At 34.8% G+C, this 22,121-nt stretch carries 17 protein-coding genes; 2 read left to right on the top strand and 15 right to left on the bottom strand.

Annotated elements, in window-relative coordinates; genetic code table 11:
• Positions 1 to 123: 123 nt before the first annotated feature.
• Genes HGC4_RS15850 through HGC4_RS19305 form a run of 5 tightly spaced genes read right to left on the bottom strand, consistent with a single transcriptional unit; the run spans position 124 to position 2,688 of the window.
• Positions 124 to 519: an HAD-IB family phosphatase gene (locus HGC4_RS15850; protein ID WP_050711119.1), complete on the bottom strand. Its 396-nt coding sequence runs from the start codon at positions 517 to 519 to the stop codon at positions 124 to 126.
• The gene (locus HGC4_RS15855; RefSeq protein WP_050711120.1) at positions 488 to 709 is read right to left on the bottom strand and encodes an HAD family hydrolase; all 222 of its coding nucleotides are present in this window, start codon (positions 707 to 709) and stop codon (positions 488 to 490) included. Before HGC4_RS15855 ends, HGC4_RS15850 begins: the two co-directional genes overlap by 32 nt.
• Positions 710 to 723: 14 nt before the next feature.
• Positions 724 to 1,950: a DUF6080 domain-containing protein gene (locus tag HGC4_RS15860; RefSeq protein ID WP_306332072.1), complete on the bottom strand. Its 1,227-nt coding sequence runs from the start codon at positions 1,948 to 1,950 to the stop codon at positions 724 to 726.
• A 16-nt stretch (positions 1,951 to 1,966) separates the two neighbouring features.
• Positions 1,967 to 2,464 (bottom strand): UbiA prenyltransferase family protein, encoded by a 498-nt coding sequence (locus HGC4_RS15865; RefSeq protein ID WP_050711122.1) that lies wholly within the window; start codon positions 2,462 to 2,464, stop codon positions 1,967 to 1,969.
• Entirely contained in the window at positions 2,461 to 2,688 is a 228-nt protein-coding gene (locus tag HGC4_RS19305; RefSeq protein ID WP_373419317.1) for a UbiA family prenyltransferase, read from the bottom strand. Before HGC4_RS19305 ends, HGC4_RS15865 begins: the two co-directional genes overlap by 4 nt.
• Before the next feature lie 545 nt (positions 2,689 to 3,233).
• On the opposite strand from HGC4_RS19305, the gene HGC4_RS15875 reads away from it, so the two are divergent.
• Together HGC4_RS15875 and HGC4_RS15880 are read left to right on the top strand one after the other, a co-directional pair.
• A complete protein-coding gene (locus HGC4_RS15875) occupies positions 3,234 to 3,587 on the top strand; it encodes a hypothetical protein (protein WP_050711124.1) in 354 nt (117 codons plus the stop codon).
• Between the two features lie 163 nt (positions 3,588 to 3,750).
• Positions 3,751 to 4,389, top strand: a complete 639-nt coding sequence (locus tag HGC4_RS15880) for a murein L,D-transpeptidase catalytic domain-containing protein (RefSeq protein ID WP_050711125.1) — start codon at positions 3,751 to 3,753, stop codon at positions 4,387 to 4,389.
• Positions 4,390 to 4,447: 58 nt separating this feature from the next.
• On the opposite strand, the gene HGC4_RS15885 is transcribed toward HGC4_RS15880, so the two are convergent.
• The 10 genes from HGC4_RS15885 to HGC4_RS15930 all read right to left on the bottom strand — a co-directional run bounded on the left by HGC4_RS15885 (position 4,448) and on the right by HGC4_RS15930 (position 21,600).
• The gene (locus HGC4_RS15885) at positions 4,448 to 5,470 is read right to left on the bottom strand and encodes a zinc-binding alcohol dehydrogenase family protein (RefSeq protein WP_050711126.1); all 1,023 of its coding nucleotides are present in this window, start codon (positions 5,468 to 5,470) and stop codon (positions 4,448 to 4,450) included.
• 24 nt (positions 5,471 to 5,494) lie between these two features.
• Positions 5,495 to 6,742, bottom strand: a complete 1,248-nt coding sequence (gene fucP, locus HGC4_RS15890; RefSeq protein WP_050711127.1) for an L-fucose:H+ symporter permease — start codon at positions 6,740 to 6,742, stop codon at positions 5,495 to 5,497.
• Complete coding sequence (locus HGC4_RS15895; protein WP_050711128.1) at positions 6,739 to 7,665, bottom strand: amidohydrolase family protein; 927 nt, start codon at positions 7,663 to 7,665, stop codon at positions 6,739 to 6,741. The genes fucP and HGC4_RS15895 overlap by 4 nt, the downstream gene beginning before the upstream one ends.
• 40 nt (positions 7,666 to 7,705) lie before the next feature.
• Positions 7,706 to 8,638: an aldo/keto reductase gene (locus HGC4_RS15900; protein ID WP_050711129.1), complete on the bottom strand. Its 933-nt coding sequence runs from the start codon at positions 8,636 to 8,638 to the stop codon at positions 7,706 to 7,708.
• Between the two features lie 80 nt (positions 8,639 to 8,718).
• Positions 8,719 to 11,460, bottom strand: coding sequence for a glycoside hydrolase family 78 protein (locus HGC4_RS15905; RefSeq protein WP_082204211.1), 2,742 nt, complete (start codon positions 11,458 to 11,460; stop codon positions 8,719 to 8,721).
• A gap of 47 nt (positions 11,461 to 11,507) precedes the next feature.
• Positions 11,508 to 14,825 carry an MGH1-like glycoside hydrolase domain-containing protein gene (locus tag HGC4_RS15910; RefSeq protein WP_050711188.1) on the bottom strand — a complete coding sequence of 1,106 codons (3,318 nt, stop codon included), beginning with the start codon at positions 14,823 to 14,825 and terminating at the stop codon, positions 11,508 to 11,510.
• Between the two features lie 54 nt (positions 14,826 to 14,879).
• A complete protein-coding gene (locus tag HGC4_RS15915) occupies positions 14,880 to 15,833 on the bottom strand; it encodes a glycoside hydrolase family 43 protein (RefSeq protein ID WP_050711189.1) in 954 nt (317 codons plus the stop codon).
• A 5-nt stretch (positions 15,834 to 15,838) separates the two neighbouring features.
• A complete protein-coding gene (locus HGC4_RS15920; protein WP_050711131.1) occupies positions 15,839 to 18,970 on the bottom strand; it encodes a DUF6298 domain-containing protein in 3,132 nt (1,043 codons plus the stop codon).
• 113 nt (positions 18,971 to 19,083) lie between these two features.
• On the bottom strand, positions 19,084 to 19,731 hold the full coding sequence (locus HGC4_RS15925) for a DUF3826 domain-containing protein (RefSeq protein WP_050711132.1): 648 nt from the start codon (positions 19,729 to 19,731) through the stop codon (positions 19,084 to 19,086).
• A 180-nt stretch (positions 19,732 to 19,911) separates the two neighbouring features.
• Positions 19,912 to 21,600 carry a polysaccharide lyase gene (locus HGC4_RS15930; RefSeq protein WP_050711133.1) on the bottom strand — a complete coding sequence of 563 codons (1,689 nt, stop codon included), beginning with the start codon at positions 21,598 to 21,600 and terminating at the stop codon, positions 19,912 to 19,914.
• Positions 21,601 to 22,121: the final 521 nt, after the last annotated feature.

The following is a 22,121-nucleotide window of genomic DNA, read 5'->3' on the forward strand; positions in this document are numbered from 1 at the left end:
CTTTTAAGTATTGTTTATCAAAAGCACTTAGAGAGACCTCTACAATAAAAAAGTATCTTCATCTGGATGGTAAGTAGGGAGAAAGAATAGCTATTTCGAATATATATTAACTGATCTTATAGCTTAGCTAATAAAAGTTGGATGGTCTGATAAGGCTAATAATTCTTTATCTCCTGCACTATCGCCATATGCATAAAGTATATATTCAGCTCTGTTAGGAAATTCCACTAAGAGACGATTTACTTTCTCTTGTCCATAGCAATTTGCAGTACTAAAAGTTCCTACTATTAAATCGTCAATAGTAGCAATTTCTGTAGCTAACACCTTTTCGATATTCATCGTTTTTGCCCAAGGTTTTATCCAATTCGATACGGAAGCACTGATTATAACAACTGTATGGTTTTGACTTTGATGCCATTTTATTTTATTTATAATCTCAGGTCTTATTATATCCTGTATTCTTTTAATATAATCCTCACTCGCTTTATTAAATACTTCTATTTTTAAAAAAATAGGCAAATAGTTTTTGTTTAGCAACATCATTAGTTGTAAAACCTAACTTATATAGCACCAATATAGGAGATAAGATCATAAGCCCTTTAAACAGTTTTTTACCTCCCACATAGAATTTAATAAAATCAAATAAAGTATTTTTTGTAGTTATAGTTCCATCGAAATCAAATGCGGCTATCGTATGTTTTTCTTTCATAATCAGATGATTTGTTAGATAGGGAAGAGCTGGATAGATGTTTCGATAAAGTCATATAGATGGTACATATTATTTACAAACATAGAGATAAAAATAACTATATATAGTAAATAGATAGCAGCTTGTTTCTGTTTAGGGAATGACTTATACAACCAGCCGAATAATAATGGAACGATATAAACCCAATGTGCTCCAAACATAAACGGTTCATCCAATCCATACTTTATTATTATGTGAATAAATATATTATAAATTAATATTAAGAATAGGATTTGGACATATTTATTTTTATAATTTTTTATTAAAGAGAATACTATTAAACCTGTTATGGTAAAGATCATTAAGTATTGCCACCAATAATTATAATAGTCCATACTAATAACATCTGTTTCATCACTACGTAATTTATGAATCCATAGCTCCGGTGAAAAGATGGGAGATCCCCAGAATAAATCGATTACATGTTTATAAAATTCACCACTTGTATGAGTAAACCACTCCATGCGAGTTTTTGTATCAGCTATTAAATGATGAGTTGTAGTAATCCAAATTAGTATTATACTCATTATACCACTTAGTATAGCTAAATCTTTAATCTTACTTTTTGTTGGTTTATTGAAAAACAAATAAGGTATTGTACAAATTACAAAGTTTGTAATAGTTATACCAGCAGCTGTTGTTGCTAGTATCGCTTTCTCTATAAGGGGTATATCTGTCTCTGATTTTATATGATATGCTGTATAATATAAAACAAATGTAATTATATAAGTAGATATGGTAAATGATTCGGGTGTAAAGCTCAGCATTAAATTTATAGGAGTAATTGCATATAATACAGCAACCAGAATCGAAGTCCTATTATCTAAACTAATTACCTTACTAAGGTATTTAAAGATAAACAAAACAGAGCTTGCTATCATATAATTACAAAATATAACCCAAAGAAAAGTTTTAGCCTTGAAGCTTCCCGTTAATGCAACTAATAAATTACCCAAAAAGATAATCGGACTTGTCAAATATCTCATAAGTGGATGTGGAACTATACTCTGATACCCATACTTATAAATTATATTATTGTCAAAAGAGAAATAGAGATCACCTAGTATTGAATTATCTATTATTGAAGTTTGTGTTATTATAAAATAAGAATATGAAAAGTAAAATAGCATTAGTAAACACAGTAAAATTATTTCGATCTTCTTTTCAGGGAGAAGATGGTATAGAATACTCCTATTATTCATATTTGTTTATTATTAGCTACTTATAAAAAAATCGGATTAATATAAATGATACTACCCAACATAAGATAGTAATTTGTAGAAAACGGTCCTTAAGAACCAATTTAGTTGGACTATCACCCTTTTTTTCTACGAAAATAGCTTGAAGATATCTGAATAATCCAAGAATTACAAATAATGATGTAATATATAAGTGCTCTCCGTTTCGAAGTATAACTTCGGAGGATATCGTATACATGATATAGCTGAAAATAATAATAGTTACAACAGAAGTAATTATTGTATTTAAAAACTCAATATTATACCCAGTAATACTTTTTCTCATTTCTTGACCCGTTTCTGCAAAAATGACTACATCATTACATCTCTTCCCCACAACCAATAACAAGGCTAGAAGGAATGTCAGTATAATAATCCAGTGTGATAAAGCTATTGAGGTTACAGTGCTACCTATAAAAAGACGGATAACAAAACCGATGGCTACTATTGTAATATCAATAATTGATAACTGCTTCAATTTAAGACAATAAAAGACATTAAGTACAAAATAAAAGAATAATAGTATGGTTGCAATATCGTTTTTAAGATAAACAAATAGGTCGAGAATTCAAAAATTAGCAATGTTATGCATACAATAAAAGCGTTTCTTATACTTATAGCCTTTGATGCGAGAGGTCTTTGTTTTTTAGTAGGATGCAACCTATCAAGCTCAACATCTTTCCACTCATTGATTATATATATAGAACTGGCAATAAATGAGAAGCCAATAAATGCATATAGTGCATTTATTAACGCTTCTAGATTCAAAAAACTAAAAGAAAAGAATATAGGTGCAAAAACAAAAAGATTTTTAACCCACTGGTGAATACGCAGTAATTTCAAGTATGTATAAACGGTTTTAGCCATGTAAGGTATTTTATGTCACAAGAAACTAATATTTAATAGTAAGAGTATGCTTATTTCTATAAACAATTGNAAATTTCATTATTATGGTTACAAAGATAAGTAAGAATAATAGAAATACATTACATAGCAGAATTATCTGGGTTGTTAAAAATATCCTTAAAGTAGCATTTATTGAAAATTTCAGCAAGAAGCTCTAAATTAGGTTTTGTAGAAAATGCTGGTTGTATCCAAACCGTAAGTTTCTGTTCAAATGCCCCCGCGGGCCCAAATAGTAACTAATAGAAAATAAATCAAAGAAGAAAAAGTCAATTTATACACTACTAAACATTTCAGATATTGAAGAAATCGGAGTCATAAAGGGGGCTAAGGCTGGTAGTCTGTTGGGTGTAAGAGGAGGAGCAGGAGCAGTTGTGATACGAACAAAAACAGGAAAGTCTAAAAATATTATAGAACCAAAAGAAGATAATATAAAATCTATTATGCCTCTTGGATATCAGCAACCAATATCTTTTTATAGTCCAAAATATGAGACAGTAAGAGAAATAAATGATAAACAGCCTGATTTGCGTACAACAATTTATTGGAATCCAAATATCAATACATCCTCATTGGGTGAAGCATCTGTTGATTTCTATACGGCAGATTTTATAACTGATTATTCAGTTGTTATTGAAGGCATGACTACGGATGGAAAAATTGTATATGGAATTAATGAAATTAAAGTGACTAACTAATCAATATATATAACCAATTTAAAAATGCTAATAATTAGGTTTATTGCCTCTCTTTTCTCAGATTGACTTTTTTGTTGTTTCTTTGTGGAAGGAATAGGAATAATATATTTCTAAACTAAACACTCTAAGGAAACTGACTTTTAAACACTAACCGACTTTTTATATGAATTTCTCATTCATTATATACATCAAAACTATGATTGTTTTGATGTTATTATCTAGCTGTAATAATATCTCAGGTCATTCACTTGAGACACAAGACACAGCAACAGAAGCTCAAAAACGATTAGAAGAGAAAGCTAATGAGGCTATGGCTTTCTGCGAAAAGAACAATTATAATACAGATTTCTGTGTATTGATTGATATGAAAATTCACTCAGGACGAAACCGCATGTTTGTCTGGAATTTTAAAACAAAAAGCATTGACCGAAAAGCTTTATGTGCACATGGGTGTGGTAAAGGTGAAAATTTAAGTACAGGAGCAAAACCAGTATTCAGCAATACAGATGGTAGTTTATGTTCTTCTCTGGGCAAATATAAACTAGGTATACGATCATATAGTCAATGGGGAATTAATGTACATTACAAAATGCATGGACTCGAAAAAACGAACAATAATGCCTATAAGCGTATTATTGTATTTCATTCGCATACACCTATGCCTACTAAAGAAATATATCCACAGCATTTACCAATGGGATGGAGCTTTGGATGCCCCGTTACAAGTGACGAAATGATGAGATATATGGACAAGAAATTACAAACCAATAAAAAGCCCACCTTAATGTGGATTTATTATTGATTTGTAATTTGCGTAAAGAGAGATATTTGTATTTTAGATAGATGCTATACTTATTTTTCTAAAATTGAATCAATAGCCGAAATACCTTGCCTGGATTTTCTTGCCACTTTATCAAAGCGTTTTGAGCTTCATCGGGCTTATAGATTCCGCTAATAAGTTCGTTAATAGGGCATGTCCCTTTTTTTAGATATTTTATTACACTTCTAAAATCTTCAGGCATAGCATTGCGGGAGCCTCTAATATCTAATTCTTTTTGAACAAAATATTTAGTTTCGAATGCTATTTCGCTCTTTGCATAACCAATGCACACTACCCTACCTGTAAAAGCAACTTCATTTATAGCCATCTGATACGTTATAGGTGAACCCACTGCTTCGATAATTACATCAGCTCCCAACCCATTAGTTAAATTGCCTAAAACTTCCGTTACATTTTGGGTTTTAGAGTTAATTGTATGATGTGCTCCAAGACGTTTTGCTAATGCCAGTTTTTCATCATCCATATCTACAGCAATTACCGTAGCACCTCTTATTACAGATCGAACAATAGCTCCAACACCAATCATGCCACAGCCTATAACCATTACTGTATCAAGGTCAGACACCTCGCCTCTCGAAACGGCATGGAAGCCTACACTCATAGGTTCTACTAAGGCAAAATCTTTAGGCGAAAGTTGAGAGTCGCCATCAATAATAACTTTACTCCATGGCACAACAATATATTCAGCCATTGCGCCATTGCGCTGAACTCCGAAGGTTTCATTAAATTGGCAGGCATTAGGACGACCATTTCTACATGATGGGCAATTTCCGCAATTGGTATATGGATTTATTGTACATGGCGATCCTACTTTAATATTTGATGGAACTTTATTTCCAACAGCGTCTATAACTGCTCCAATCTCATGTCCTGGAATTACTGGTAGTTTTACCATTGGGTTCTTTCCTAAATATGTATTTAAGTCTGATCCACAGAAACCAACATACTGAAGTTTTACTAAAACTTCGCCTTCTTGAGGTATAGGTTTTTCTAATTCAACCATACGAACTTCGCCAGGTTGAACAATTTGTATTGCTTTCATTATTATTTGTTTATTCCGTTAACTTCAATCTATTATTTTATATCCTTTCCATCCATAATAGGCACAGAAAAGGAAGCATATAAGTGGTATAATATAAGCTATTTGATAGATATGCTCATTTTGATCCATAAAAAAGGCTGTTAGCTGTGGCAGACAAGCATTGCCTACAATTGCCATTACTAAAAAGGCTGACCCACTTTTAGTATTTGATCCTAAATCTTTCAAAGCTAGGGAAAACTGTGTAGGATACATGATCGACATAAAGAATGATACTCCAAGCATAGCATACAGTCCTATCATTCCGCCAAATACAGCTATTACCACACATAATATGACATTGACTATTGCATAGAGGAGCAACATATTCTGAGGTTTGAATTTACTCATAAACAGTGTACCTATCCATCTACCTAAAAGAAAAGCGAGCATATAGAGTCCAAAGAAAGTTGTAGCTAAATCTTCCTCCATTTTAACATATACACAGCAATATACCAGAAACAGGCTATTAATGGCTGTTTGCCCTCCGTTGTAAAAGAATTGAGCAATTACGCCCCATCTCAAGTGGGAACGTTTCAATACTTTAAAATCGATCAATTTGTCTGAGCTATCTTCGGCTTCCTCTTCTTTTATTTTCGGAAACTTAAAGAAGACAAACAATATAGCTATAAGTACTAAAACTAAAGCTAATACGAGATAGATTGATTTCATGGAGTCAGTTTCGAACTGAATATAAGCTTCCCATCCTCCTAAATAATCAGTAGGCAATGTATCTCTCGTGTATGTTTTTCCACTGAGAATAAGCTTACTCAAAAACATAGCAGCTATAAAAGCTCCTAAACCGTTAAACGATTGTGCTAAATTGAGTCTTCGTGCTGACGTATTAGGATCTCCCAATGCTGTAACGTATGGGTTTGCTGCCGTTTCCAGAAAGCACATACCCGTTGCAATAATGAAAAATATGCCCAGATATGCCCAATATTCCTTTATATTGGCGGCAAATAGAAATAGAAAACCTCCGAAAGCGGCAAGAAGTAATCCTAGAATAATACCCGATTTGTAGCTGTATTTTTTCATAAACATAGCTATCGGAATAGGAAATATAAAGTAAGCAAGCCAATAAGCGGTTTCGGTAAATGATGCTTCGAACGTATTAAGTTCGCAGGTCTTCATTAATTGCCGAATCATGGTTGGCAGAAGGTTACTACTGATTGCCCATATAAAAAACAGGCTGAAAATTAATATTAAGGATCCTCTGTACGTGTTGTTTTTCATTCGGACATATTTTTGATATAGGGTAATTCTACTAAATCTTTTAAGTTATAAAATCGAACAGCGTTTTCTCCCAAAAACATGCGCTTTTCATTCTCCGAAAGTAAATCAGACTTCAAAATAAAGTCGTATGACATACGATAAGTTATAGCTGTGATTGTACGTGGATAATCTGATCCCCACATCAGTTTTTCCATTCCTACAAGTGAGGCAGCTTCTTTTATCGCTAATACTGCTCCTTTGAATGGATAAAACTCATCATTAAATAACCACGTTATTCCTCCTGATTCAATCATTACATTTTTATATCGGGCTAACTTGATCTGTTTTTGCCAGTTAGGGCGGTTTACCATCCCGAAATGTCCTATTGCAATACGTAGATCGGGATACTCGGAAATTACCTCTCCCATTTCTGCAACTTGAGTGTCGCCTTCTGCCAAATCAATAGAAAGCAAAATGTCTTTTTCTTCCATCAATTTAAACATCTTCATCATTTCAGACGATGTCAGAAATGTTTGCTTATGTGGTTCTATCAATCTTTCGGCAGGAATCTTAATCGCCTTAAACCCCTGTTCTATTAATTTCTGAACATGCTCAAAATAACCAGAGCTACGAGCATCAACCATGCCGCAACATAAAAAACGATTGGGATATTTTTGTTGAACTTCCCACAGATAACCATTCTGTAAGCCGTCTATATATTCTTGTGTAATAACTGCCGCCGATACTTGGGCATAATCCATATTCGATAAAAATATTTCAGCAGTGTTACGTCCGTCAACCATGAATGGAGGAAGCATTTGGCGAACTTCTCCCATAAAAAGTGAGCGTCCATTGTCTAAAGTTTGTATTTTAAGACCGTTTACTTCTGTATCTTGTTTCAACCAAAGGTGAGCATGTGCATCAATTATTTTAATATTTTTCATGATATGTAGTTTGATTAAGGTTAAATAGCAAAATAGACCTTTAGCTATTCAGCCAAGTATCTCGAAATCGCGATTTAAGGATATCTTGTACTTCTTCTAATAATTGAGTATCTAAAGGCTCTTCAATCCACTGTAAGTTCTGAATAACAGCTTCTGATCGTGTAGTACTAAATAATGTTGTTGCTATGCGTGGATTACTCACTACATATTTTATAGCAAGCTGTTCGATGTTTTTTCCCTTACTTTTGCAATGTTGTGCAGCTTTCTTACAAAGTTCTATTAAAGGTTTTGGTGCTGGATGCCAATCGGGAGCTCCTCTTTCTGTTAATAATCCCATAGAGAAAGGAGAAGCATTAATAACCCCCACTCCATTGGTTTCAAAATAATCCAGATAATCACTAAGAGCGTCATCATTTAAGCAATAGTGACAAAAAGAGAGAATGCTATCAACTGTTTTTGGAGGTACATTATCAATAACATATTTAAAATGTCTTAATGCTAGATTCGTAATGCCAACATATCCAACAACACATTCCCTTTTTAGTTGAACTAAGGCTGGCAATGTTTCATTACAAATCTGATCTAGATCGGCAAACTCAATATCGTGTATATTAATCAAGTCAAAGTAGTTGACATTCAAGCGCTCCATACTTTGATATACACTCTCTTTTGCTTTTTTTGCTGAATAGTCCCAAAGGTTTATACCGTTCTCCCCATATCGACCTACTTTAGTTGATAAATAATACTTCTTTCGATCAATTTCTTTTAAAGCTTTTCCTAATAAAATTTCTGATTTTAAATGTCCGTAATAGGGAGATACGTCAATGAAGTTTATACCACCTTCAACTGCTGTATGCACCGTTTTTATACCTTCGGTCTCCTTCAACGAATGGAAAACTCCACCCAATGAAGAAGCTCCAAAACTCAGAGTAGACACCCTCATGTCTGTATTTCCAATTCTTCTGTATTCCATTTCAATTCTTCTAAAATGTTATAAGGTCTCAGACCTTTAATCCTTTATCTAGTTATATCTTCGAGATATTATGCCAATCTTTACTTTTTATTTAATTTGCACTCTAATAAATGTTGTCCTGAGCCCACTATTCTTTTTGTATCCTTGCCATCGGGTAATATAATAGTAGCACGAGTATTAACGGGTACATCAACTGATAGGTAGAATATATCATTCTCCACTTTCCAGCTTACTGCTATTTTTCCATATAATGTTTCGTGATTAGCTTTTACCCAAGTTAAATCACCCACAGGTTGTGGCTGTATTGTAAACTCTTTGAAACCGGGTGTTGAAGGAACGATTCCTGCTAAACTTTGGAAAAACCATTCGTCTATCTGCCCCATCATGAAGTGATTCCATGATGCACCTTTACGTGGATCCCATTGTTCAGTCAAGGTTGTTACACCAAATTGTATTTGAAAGCCATACCCCGGAGCATCGGTATGATTATTCATTAAATACATTAGTTCGTTCTCGTCATTTAGAGCCAAAGCCTGAAACAAATATCTATTGCCTACATCACCCGTAGTCAATCGATTACCTCTTTGCTGAATATCTGCTTTCAGATTTTGTAGTACAGCAACTTTGTTCTGTGGCTCTACTATACCCATAAATAAAGCTACGGCATTACAAAATTGACTACCTGAGCCATATTGCATCGTGTTTTTATCTAAAAACTTTTCATTGAAAGCTTTTCTTATATCTTGAGTTAAAATAGTATATTTCTTCTCATCATTAGACTTGTTAAACATCTTTGCAGCCTTTGCTAACAAATGTGTAACATAGTAATAATGAGCTGTAGCCGACACTTCAACAGGGCTATTCATAGAGAATCCTGCACGATGTTCTCCATAATCGTACCAATCACCCAATCCATGAGAAACTATGTGATCTGTTGATCTTGAAGTTAAGTAATCTACATATTGCTTCATCACATTGTAGTATTCCCCAATCAAGGCATTATCACCATAAAACTGATAATACATCCAGGGTACAATAACCGCAGCACCACCCCATTCGGGAGAATCTCTGAATACTTCGAGCCCTTTGCCAAACTCTACATATTCGGGAACTATATTGGGTACAAGTCCATCAGCTTGCTGTCCGTCTGCTATATCTTGCATTACTTTTGGAAAGAACTGAGTTAAATCCCAATTGTAAAGGAGCCCTGGACCATTTAAATGAGTTTCTTCTAACCATCCAAGTTTTTCGCGGTGAGGACAATCTGTAAATACCGACTGCATATTACTTCTCACTGCATTTTTAATCAACTGATGTGCTTTATTAAAAATCTCGTTAGAAGATCCAAAATGCCCATTCTCATTAGTTGAGTTATATATAAAGTGCGATTTTATATCTACAATCAATGGTTTATCTGAACCATCTGACGATAATACATTAGCCCCGTCAATCTGAATATATTGAAAACCATAGTAAGTAAACTCGGGGTGCCACTCCTCCACTCCATCACCTTTTAATGTATAAGAATATGTATGTGGTCCTCCCGATTGTTTTTGAGAAACTTTTTCTGTTTCTTCGTTCAACAACTCACCTACGGTAATTTTAACTGTCTGTCCTTTTTTACCAGTAACTTTTATTTCGGGGTAACCCGAAAGGTTTTGTCCCATATTCAAAACATAGCTGGTATCTATTTTAGACATCGATACTGCTCCATATTCTTTAATACTACGAACACTTGTGATCTGTTGGGCACGAAGAATTCCTTTTGGAGCTTCTTGGATAACAACCGATTTCCATGACTTATCATTGAAACTTGGTTTATCCCATCCTTTTTGTTCTAAGCGGGCATCGTAGTCTTCGCCCCCAAAAATATCATTGAATGTTATAGGACTAAGTGCGTATTTCCACGACTCATCAGAAGTAATTATTTCACTTGTGCCATCCGTATAATACACATGCATTTCGAGAAATAAAGTTGGAGGTCCGAAAGAAATCCATAATTTCCGATAACGATTGCCTACTGCATTGTAAAAACCATTGCCTAATGTTATTCCGATAACGTTTTCTCCTTTATTTAGTAAAGTATCTATCTGATAAGTATTGTAATAAACCGTCTTATCATAATCGCTCCATACGGGAGTAAAAATATCTTTACTTACTTTCTTACCATTTAAAGAAAGGTTATAATGACCCAAACCTGAAGCATGAACAATTGCTTTGTCCACAGTTTTGCTTGTATTGAAAGATTTTCTCAATATAATACTGCGTAGTGCTAATGGATTTATTTTATCATACAGCTCTTTATATTCGGGTTTCTTAAAAGATGGACTATGTAGATCACGACGCCCTATTGGTAAATTGGAATTTGCTTGAGTAATTGCACCAATCCATTGTGTTTTTGTATTATTAAAATCGGGTGCAGTTTCAAAAAAAGTGTTTTTGCTTTCACTCATTTTTCCTTTTGCATCCCACACTTTCACAATCCATAAATAGCGTTTACCTTTTTCCAAAGGCTTCCCTTTATAAACTACTAATTGACTTTGATCGGATTTTACTTTTCCCGAATCCCATATTTTCATTCCATTAGATGTAAGTATTATCTGATAAGCCGTTTGTTTATCTCTTTGGACATTAGAAGTCAGCTTCCACCCGAAACGAGGATTAGCTTTATCCATAGCCAATGGAGTTTTCTGCATTTCACAAGTCAAATCCTTAATATCTATAGGATAGACATTAAAAACAAAAAGTGTAAACAATATCAGAAGCAGAGAATATTTAATGTTGTATTTCAGAATCATAGTTATCGGTTTTATGCTTGCCATAGTAATAAAAAGGTCTCAGACCTTATCTTATAGAATCGTTCGTATCATTACATCTTATAGGTTAATCGTTCTAATTTATCAGATTTAGCTACAACTTTTCCGTCTAGCATAATATAAAATCCTTTTCCTCTTTTGTACTTGCCTCCTGTTTTATCCCAAACGATAGTAACCGTTTTTCCATGATAAGGAACGTTATCTAAACAGAACCAATCCCATTTATCCTGAGGTATGAGGGGATTAACTTCTAAAGTATTATCGGGACGAGGTTTTAAGCCTATCAATCCAGAGATAATCAAATCATTGAAAGTGGAGTGATTATAATAACGGCTGCGTTCCTGATCGCCTTTAAGCCAGTAGCCTGTTACTTCATCCTGATACTCTCCGATATAAGGTCTTCCTCTGTGATACTGACTTTCTACATATAATTCCATATGACGAAAATAAACACTGTCATTTACTACATCTTGTTTGTAATTATTTAATAGGTTAGCCATAGCTGTTAAAGTTTGTGATGAGGCAAAAGGCCAGATAGCTCCATCCCACTCACATTTACAACATCCATGAGAACGAAATTCGGGATGACGGCGTTCTGCTGTGGTAAGTCCATAAGGGGCACAAAAACCACCTTCGTCTTTCACTTGAGACCATGCTTTTGCAAAATCAGTCTTATTGTCGGGAAGATTAAAATACCAAGGTATATAACCGATTGCTTCGCGTACCAAAGCAAATTTTCCGGGTTCTCTTAATGTTTCAAAGAATATACTATCTGAGTTCCATAGTTGATTTTGAACCAAATTCTTAATCTCAATAGCTTTATTCTCATATTTCTGAGCTGTGGCATTGTCTCCCTTCAATTTGGCAACTTCCGATAGAGCTTTTGCATTACCAAACATATAAGAATTGATAGTTGGGCGAGCATATTTCTTACGGCGTCCGCCACTAATGGTTTCTTCCATTCCGTCTTGTACATCTCCTTGCCAATATAATCCGCTTGGTAAGCGATGATCTCCCTCCCATGCTGCATATTCGCTTTCCAGATCGGGAAACATGTCTAACAGATAGTTTTTATCTCCATCCACCAAATATTTATTATAAAGTGCATCGGATGTCCAACTACTGAAACTACGAAGCTTCGACATAGGCTTACCCTCATTTCCTCTAAACCAAACATGTACGTATTGATTTAGATATTTAGGATCGCGTAACCATCGGCTTTCATAGATATGATGCCCTAAAGCACAAGAGATTAAATTATATTTATCAGCATACGAACGATTTACTAAAAATTCGGTCATTATATAACCTTCGGGAGTTTCTTTGATGTGTTTTCTTAAAGACCACCATCTATAATAGAACATCTCTTCGAAGTTATTTTGAGGACATTCAAACAATGGTATATTGGCTTTCATCCACTCCCAAGACTTAGCATTTGGAATAGCTTGTGCTATATTTTCGTCTTCCATTGTATTAAAATAATCTGCATAACGCTTATAATCATCCACGTTTAAAATTGCAGCACGATTTACTGGATCAGATGTTTTTAGGTATGAGATATAATATTCTGCTTTAGCATCTTCAGCTCCTGCATTGGGCAAATCGGTATCTCTATCAGCCACATCATTAGGAGTCGGATCGGTCGGTAAATCACCCGTTCTGAACACAATTCTTTGGATAGATTCTACGGGATTAAAAAATAATTTTGTAGAAATCTCCTTATCGTTGATTTTCATTGTCAGGCTTCTGGTAGAAGTCGATAAAGAAACTTTGATATCATATACAATTCCTGCTTCATAGGGTATTAAGGTAGCATATCTTGCTCCGGTTTTTAATTTTATCAAACCGTCATTCTCAAAAATGATACGGGTGCAAGCATCGCCTTGAGCATTTTGAAACTCAACTTGTAGGTTTCCATTCTTATTTTGAGCAGACAGAACCGAGAAAGAGGCTTCTAAATTCTTAGATTCGGGAATAACTCTTTCCACTTTTGCATAATCAAACGGATCCCAGTCTTTCAACGAAAGCCAACGTTTATTATCCGATCTTTTTTCTATTTTGACAGGAGCCCATAAGGGACTATACACATTCCAAGTATCTAGCTCTTTGCTTTGTGGCATCAAATCAAAGGCTTCATCTGCATGACTAATCGCTTTATCTGTCACAGGAACCGGAACTTTTGACACCCATATATCTTCTTTATTCACACTATATGTTACCCACATATTGCCATCGGGAGGTGTGCCATTAGTTTCAAGAATACCTCTTGGATATTGAGGTCCTCGTGACTTATAGTTTCCACCATAACGCATTGATGCTATATCTCCATGTACAGAATATAAATTCGTGTAATTCAATCCATCTTCACTTGTTGATACAGCCAATGGCCAACGAAACTCGGATGGGTTATAAACGGTAGCAAACTTTCCATCAGAAGTTCTTTGTCCCCATATTTTCGCGTTACTATTTACAAAACCAACAGCACGGGCAACATTTCCCGGCCATGTTTTACCTCCGTCTTTGCTTATCGTAGTTAGGGCATGCTTCCATAGAGCAACAACATCACCATTATTTAAATGATAATAACTGAATGCTTTGTATTTCTTTTTCAATGGAATAAGGGCATCATTACTGTCCGATTCTTCAACCCATTGCATCATCATCAAAGGGTTAGCCATTAATTCTTCACACGCTGCAATAAATGCTTTGTCCTTGCTCTTTTTATAGAAAGGATAAGCTGTGTTTTTCTCGTTCCACGTAGGATTATAATGTATAAAATAAATAGGGCCGTAGCTTCCGTCAGCTTTTATTTCTCTTACAACACGCCCTATTCCTTTTCCATCATTCGGATCATCTTTCTTATCAAGACAAATACCGTAAAAGCCAATAGTTAGTAAACGATTACTTTTTGATACATAAAAACCCATACGTTGATGCATTATAGCGTATAAGTCTTTTGCAACACCATTATATCCTGCTTTGGTTGTACCATCGGGTACTTTATATCTAGGGAAAACAATTTCGGGTTTAGTCCAGCTATAGCCGTCTTTAGATGTTTGCAATAATGTCTGAGATGGAGGTATATGTTCACCAACAGAATCACTCAAGTACTGCAGATAATATGTATTGTTCCAATATGCAAGAAAAGATTGGTGATTGTAAGTCCAACCGAAGCCATCACCTTTTTCGGGATGCTCGCGATTGGCACGCATCGTTTGAATATTGTGAGTACCCACCGCAGGATTCAATCGTCCATTGTGATAGTTCACATTAGATAATGTTTTTCCCGTATAATAAACACCGTCTTGAGCCTTGGATAAGAAGATGCTACTCAAACAAAGTAAGGATAGTATAATTGATTTCTTTTTCATAATAATCATTTGAGGTCACAGACCAAAGCCTGTTCAAATTGCACTTTACTAAAATTATAAAGAGGTCTGAGATCTTAATTTATTCAAAACACTTTCGGGAGCTTTAAATATAGTTCCATGTTTATGTCCAACAGGAATCGATATTTTATCATTTATATCAGTAAATGTTTTGAAATCTTTTGTTGATACTGCATCATAAGACTTTTTATCGTAAGCATCAAAATAGATAAGCCATTCATCTCCAACTTTCACTACCGAAGGACCTTCTGTAAAATTACCTGTAAAGGGTTCAGATGGATTAATATATTCTCCCGTTGAAGTTGTCGCAAATGCTACTTTCATATTTCGTTCAGGACGTGTATTGTCTTTGAAAACCAGAACATAATCTGCCGAATCTCGTTTAACAATCACAGCATCAATAGAGCTATATCCGGGATCATAAAGCAATTCTGCTTTGGTAAAGTCTTTAAAGTCTTTTGTTTTTGTGTAATATAAGCGATGGTTATTATCTTCATCTTCTATTCCTTTTTCGAATTTGAATGGAATTGTTGAAGCCCATACAATAATAAAATCGTTTGCTTCGTCATCATAAAATAATTCGGGAGCCCATACATTTACAGTCGTTGTATCGAATGCCATAATGGGAATATACTTTTGTTCCGACCAATTAATTAGGTCTTTAGAAGAAGCATATCCAAAGGCGGGATCTCCCTTCCAACTGCAAGTCCACACCAAGTGAAATGTACTGTCGGGTCCTTGAACTATACTGGGGTCACGCATTATTTTTTGCACCCCTACTTCGGGTTTTAGGTATATTCCCGGAATACTGTCCCATTTATATCCATCGTAACTGTAAAGGAATCGAAGCCCTTCGGTAGCCGGTTCATGAAAAGAAGTAAACAGATATACTTCTTTTTCGGGAGTTATATTTTCTGTTTCTTTTTTACTAGTATTACAGGATATCAGAAGAACTACTAGTCCTAATATATATAAGATTGATTTTTTCATAGTATTTATTTTTTTTGTAGCCATATAACTACATCCTTAGCATCAGTATTTTTTAATTGAATATGGGTTCCTCCTTTTATTTCATTTTTCTCTTTTACAATTGAGCCATCTGTAGGATTAATTCTATTTACTATAAATTTGCTTGCCACTTTAGATAGATCTAAATCTATTGTTGAATTGCTCGTATAAATAATGAAGCCTTTACTTTCATCTCCCAATACATATTGATTTGTACTATTGAGTGCTTGTAGTGGTTGCATAGAAGAAGCTGCTTCTAAGAAATTTTTATTAGAGATACGAGGTAAATTAGTCAAAGAGCCACCTGCCATAAACGAAGCCCATGCTTGTTGCGGATATGAGTTCGAAAAATAGGTAACTGCTTTTGCATATTTTGTTTTATATTCATTCACAGCACGATAAACGGACTCAAAAGAAACTTTCCCAGGTTTAGTCAAACGGGCATGTTGGCGTGGAGCCAAGTTTAATCCTCCCTGAGGTTCGTAAGTTGTACCGTCTTCACGATAAAACCAATAACGGATATCTATAATATCAACTACTTTTGAGCGGATAGGATCAGCCAAAATAGCATCCTGTACATCCTTTGTTGCACTAAGAGCGATAAGAGGTCTCTCCCCGGTTTCAGCTTCCCATTCGGCAATTATATCAAACCAAAATTCCACAAAGTGAAGAGGTCCTGTATATTCCTCACTGATAAGTTGAACCACACTATTATTCCCTCTGAAATTCTCCAAACATTTACGAATAAAAGCACGGTGTAACTCTCTTCTTACGGGATGATTTATATCATAAAACTGCTCAGCCAAAAAGATACGTTTATCTCCCGCATAAGGTGCAGGTTCGGGAAATCCTGTGGTATTTATATTATTTGCCGGTCTCCAAGGACTATCAGCCCAATGTGCACCTGCTTCGATAATATTATGTTGAAAATAATTCTGATGGAATAAGATCAGTTCTTTCTGATCTGCCAAATCCACAAATTGACGAAGCCGCCTCCAATACCAGTCATTGTATTTTGTTAGGTCATATTTACTTAACCCATCATAAGCTGTACCTTCCCCACTACGGGCAAAAGGTTGCTCATAAAACGGAGGCCATACTTCGCCATTTATACGTCGAATGCGTTCGTGATCGTCTCTTCGGCGGTCGTACCACAAACCATAATTATGATCGAGAACAAGAACATGTTCTTGTTTCATCCAACTACCAACTGAATCTATATCATCAGTTAATCCCGTACCTGTTCTTCCCGGAACAAAACGTGTTAAATGAGGACTAGCCGATTTTTTCAGATAAGAGGGTTGAACAGTTCCATTCCACCATTGTATATTGTGCTTTCCTCCTGTTTGAATTGTATTATTTCTTACTAACCATCCGTTTTTTATAGACAATGGTGAAGTAGTCGCCATTGATTTACCAGTAAGTAGTTTATTGTTTTGTCCAAAGGTTTTGATACCTGCTTTTTCAATAGGAATATTGCTATTCGAGATAAGAGTATCTATCCATTCCGAAAGAGTTAAAGGTGTTGTACATGCTTTCTTGGTTAATTCTTGTGCAACAGCTATTTGTGGAGAACTAGATGCCTCTGTTTCCACAGCCAATAAATTCGACCTCTCGGTGTATTTATCTCCCAAACGCTCTTTCAATTGTGCATAATACAAACTTCTGGGATTGATATGATTATTGCTTTCGTTCCAATAACCGTTTCCCGAGAACTCAGACCATGAACCAAATGCCCAGTTTTGAGCTGTGGGGGGTGAAAAACATTCCATTAAAGATGCTGTGCATTGCCAGAATACACTATTTGCAGCATTCCAGCCTGCCCCTTGTGCTTCTTGCATCCTATTTCTATAGCTCAATGCATTACCGTTTATATTAACTATATCAAATAATACTCCCGAAGCCCAACTATCAACAGGACCACTAAAGCTATAAGGCAATTCAGATTGACATTGCACAAAAGCATTGGGACCGGCAACACAAAAACCTAAAGCAAAATCGTGATATCCTTGTTCTGTATACAATCGTTGAAATAAACATTGCTGTCCAGATGTAAAGAATGTGTATCGGCGTTGTCCTCCTATTTCTGAAATTGGGTCTAGTGATTTACAGTTTTCTACTGTCACACGTTTTGCAGATTCGAGTACAGCAACTGCCGATCCTGCAAAATGTTTGAATATAACACTGCGTATCCATGCATCAGAAACATTTTCCAATGTTATTGCCATCCATGCATGTGCTTCATCTTTAGGGTTATTTAAGTCGTATTCCGATATGCAAGATAAATTTTCAATTCCTACATTCGAAATTCGACCATTCCAAGTATAAGGTATTATAAATCCTCCACCATATTTTTGATCTAAGGCGGTTGTAAGAGGTGCATCAAATGTTATTTTATTTCCATTTACCGAAGTAATTATTCTGTCCCAATAAATATCCTGCTCCGATGGTTTCCATCCTAGAGATGTTATACCTCCCCCAAAATGGTCTGTTCCTAGCTCTTCAATCCATTCTTTAGTTGAAGGTCTTTGAATTAAAACATTACCTCCAATTTTTAATCCATGATTGGCTGGTAATGTAACCGAAAATGAGTTTACAGGCACGTAATCATCCGATATTTTAATTGCTGAGTTTAATCTCTTATTATCTTGTCCTAAAACACGAATTAATGTACGGCGATCTTTTCCTGCTGCAATAAGATTTGTTCCATTCTCTCCTATCCCACTACCTCGAATAACGATTCCTGATTGTTGGACTTTTAATTGTCCTTCAATTTTAAAAGAGCCTTTATCTAATAAGACTGCTCCCCTAAATCCATTATTATCGAGAGGTAACGAACCAATATAGTCTATTGCATTTTGGAGAAGATTGGTTACATCTCCATCTTGCCATGCTATAAATATCTTTGCATCAATACTTGGAATCGGTTCGTCGGATGCTTTATAACCGCAATAAGAGAAATCGGGTATTCTATTATTTAAGTTATCAGGTGAATAAGAAAGCATTCCATCTTTAAATACTATAGGGGGTATTGGTTTAGGCGAATCCTTTTTATTCTGAGGAAATGCATTGATTCCCACAGCTAAAAAAAATAATAAACAAACACATATCTTTTTCATAAACTACTTTTAAGGTCGTAGGCTGATTTGTTATTCTTATAAATATAAAATACTTATTATTGTATTACATAATAACAATGAAACTTGTCAAAGCTCTAAAAGGTCTGTTACCATTATAATGTTCCACCTTTTGCTTTTATACGTTCTTCCCATGCTTTTCTTTCTTTCTGAATATCATATCCTTGTTTCGAAAGATAATTATTGAATCTACCTTTATATTTACCAAACCATTCATGCTTTCCTTTCGACGATGCTGCACTCATTGCATGTTCGCGAGCTTCTACTAACCAAGCATACAATTGTCTTTTTTCTTCAGGTTTTAATGAGGGTATCATATCTAAATATGAGGTATATGTAACTTGCACTACCCCATAAGTCATTCCATCTTTTACTTTCTCTATCTGATCGTTTGTCAGATAAGCCGAAAGGGCACCTATATAAACACAATGCTGATTATATAAATTTGAATTTAATTCAGTATCTAGTGCCTTAATAGTATTTTCTTTTGCTGTTTTATCAGCTATATTTTGTTTGGCTTTTTTGATATCTGCATCCGATTTATCGTGTAATTCTCCTAAAGCTTTATATTGGGTTACAATAACTTGTGTAACTGCATCATAAACAGCTTTGTCTTTAATGTCAAGAGTATTAACTATCTTTTCAGCTCTTTGAGTTAAAACCTTGGTATATTCTTCCTCTTTGTTCTGACTAAAAGCAGATAAGGAGATTAAAACAGAAACAAATAATATAAGTGATTTCATAATTCAGATTTCTAGTAAGGTCTCAAACCTTTTTATTGTTTTAGTAACTATAACAATCTGTTATAGTCATAAAATATACTAATTGATGCTTGTATATTATTTATATATACTCATTTTCAAAAGAGTAACTGCACAGCCTAAGCCTGTACAGTTACTTTCAATTCAAAACTATTATTAAACCTAAAATAAACTCTTTCTTTTTGCTAAGGTATCGTAGTTGTTATTTGGATTTTTCCAATCAACTTTTTTCTTTGGGTCTATACCATTGATATATTTTTCAATATTAGTATATCCATCGCCATTCATATCTTTAACAGCATCCGATGGGTCGTTTGGATTCAATCCGTATTTAATTTCCCATGCATCAGGCATTCCATCACCATCAGAATCTTTATATGGTGTTCCTTTATATTCAGGATAACCTCCTACTTGTTCAATATCTGTAATTATACCATGTTTATAAGAATCAGCAGGTAAACGGCGGTGTTCAAACTGATAGAAACTTTCAGGATTTAAGCCTTCTTTATAATATACTTTTCCTGTTTTCACTTGTTCAATAACACGTTGATCTACAATATCACGTTTTGGAAAAGTAGCGCCCACATTATCCATTACAAAGTTATAAGCTTCTTTTGCAGGCATAATGGGGAAAGGGTTTTCTATAGGGAATGGTTTATCCCATTTCATATTGGCAGTATAACCTTCAGTATCTTTTTGCTCTTGTACTTGAATACCTCCGTTCCAGTTATCTTTTGTTACAGCATCATTGCCTTCCATAATATTTCCGTTGGCATATACTCTACCAAAAACAAAGTAACCTAGCTTGCTACGTCCTGATTCTGGCTTAAGGATTCTGTGTCCAACAGGTTTGTCTATAGGAGTTAAAGGACCAGGTTTATAATAATTATTAATCATATTATAAAGAGCAGTGTAATCTCCACCATCAACAGAACGATGTACCCAGTTATAAATTACATTATTTACAAAGTTGAACACTCCATTCCAACCAATCGATGGATTTCGACCTGCATTATTAGCCCAAAGATTACGCATAAATGTGCAATTCTCCCCACCAAGTGTACTTCCGAAAGAGTGGTTGTAAGTATCTAATGCTTGAGAAGATATTGTATTCTGAATAGTAACATTTACTGTTGGTAGTTTCAGATCTTTAGTCCCATCTTGTGGATTAAACATATGGCGATAGAAAGATATATTCTCGTCCAGTCCCCATGAAGTAGAGCAATGGTCAATCATGATATTACCTACAGGGTTTCCGCCAAACGAATCATCGCGACGGCCCACATAAGTTTCGCCTCTACGGAAACGCATATGTCGTACAACAACATCATGAGTATTTGCCCAAATGGTTTCACCAGCAATACAAACACCATCGCCAGGAGCAGTTTGTCCTGCAATAGTTATATAAGGAGCTCTTATGATAACAGGAGTTTTTATATGAATGATTCCCGATACATTAAAAACAACAATACGGGCTCCACCTGTTTCACAAGCTTCGCGAAATGTTCCGGGACCGCTATCTTCTAAGCTTGTAACTACAATAACTTTTCCGCCACGACCACCTAAAGAATATGCACCACCACCTTCAGCTCCCGGGAATGCAGGAATTTCGCCTTGTGGCAGATCTGTTGGGCGAGCTGCCCAAGGAATATATGGACGGCCTTCTTTTGCTTGTTGTTCAATAATTGGCAAAGCTTTTTCCCAAGCAATGTCTGATAATCTTTCAGCCTCTGTCAACATAGCCTCTGATTCTTTTTTTACTTCAGCGGTAATTTTAGGATACTGTGCAAATAAGTTATTAGCACAGATTAAAGAGACAAAAGCCGTAACTACTAAAAATTTCTTTTTCATCTGGTATTTAATTTAAGGAAATTCTTTATTTTCAAGGTTTAGAAGTTTTATTTACAATAAAGGATCAACACTTCCTCTTACCTCAATTTTTGACTATATATTGTTCTTATACGTTAGCTTTTTTAATTTAGCTTGAAGTTGTAATACTCCACTAATAAATTCAGGAACTTGTTTTCCATCGTTTTTTCATAATTTCTAAATGGTATTAATAAAGTAGAACTTCTAAATTGATTAATCGTTTAACTAAAGGGTTATAAAATCTAATTAAACGTTTAACTTAATAAACTAAGAACTCCCTGCAATTTATTTATTTGATAAGTATCTCTTTTTCGGGTCTAAATATTTAAAACGACTAAGGTTTAATTTTTCTAAATAGTATTTGATGTCTGCAAATATATGTTCTTATTCACATTTTGATATATGCAAATTGATCTTAATTATAACTTTTTTGATCTTAACTCAAAGTATGATCGGCATATTACTATTGTATATTTTGCCGTTAAATCCGCTTGAATACTAGA

This window comes from Dysgonomonas sp. HGC4 (genome assembly GCF_001261715.1).
Lineage (GTDB): Bacteria > Bacteroidota > Bacteroidia > Bacteroidales > Dysgonomonadaceae > Dysgonomonas_A.

Bases quoted from the DNA above. Each gene is read 5' to 3' on its own strand.
- HGC4_RS15885 (WP_050711126.1), bottom strand. From the start codon at position 5,470: ATGAAAGCAATACAAATTGTTCAACCTGGCGAAGTTCGTATGGTTGAA.
- HGC4_RS15910 (WP_050711188.1), bottom strand. From the start codon at position 14,825: ATGAAAAAGAAATCAATTATACTATCCTTACTTTGTTTGAGTAGCATC.
- HGC4_RS15855 (WP_050711120.1), bottom strand. From the start codon at position 709: ATGAAAGAAAAACATACGATAGCCGCATTTGATTTCGATGGAACTATA.
- HGC4_RS15930 (WP_050711133.1), bottom strand. From the start codon at position 21,600: ATGAAAAAGAAATTTTTAGTAGTTACGGCTTTTGTCTCTTTAATCTGT.
- HGC4_RS15880 (WP_050711125.1), top strand. From the start codon at position 3,751: ATGAATTTCTCATTCATTATATACATCAAAACTATGATTGTTTTGATG.
- HGC4_RS15915 (WP_050711189.1), bottom strand. From the start codon at position 15,833: ATGAAAAAATCAATCTTATATATATTAGGACTAGTAGTTCTTCTGATA.
- fucP (WP_050711127.1), bottom strand. From the start codon at position 6,742: ATGAAAAACAACACGTACAGAGGATCCTTAATATTAATTTTCAGCCTG.
- HGC4_RS15925 (WP_050711132.1), bottom strand. From the start codon at position 19,731: ATGAAATCACTTATATTATTTGTTTCTGTTTTAATCTCCTTATCTGCT.
- HGC4_RS15860 (WP_306332072.1), bottom strand. From the start codon at position 1,950: ATGAATAATAGGAGTATTCTATACCATCTTCTCCCTGAAAAGAAGATC.
- HGC4_RS15900 (WP_050711129.1), bottom strand. From the start codon at position 8,638: ATGGAATACAGAAGAATTGGAAATACAGACATGAGGGTGTCTACTCTG.
- HGC4_RS15905 (WP_082204211.1), bottom strand. From the start codon at position 11,460: ATGGCAAGCATAAAACCGATAACTATGATTCTGAAATACAACATTAAA.
- HGC4_RS15920 (WP_050711131.1), bottom strand. From the start codon at position 18,970: ATGAAAAAGATATGTGTTTGTTTATTATTTTTTTTAGCTGTGGGAATC.
- HGC4_RS15895 (WP_050711128.1), bottom strand. From the start codon at position 7,665: ATGAAAAATATTAAAATAATTGATGCACATGCTCACCTTTGGTTGAAA.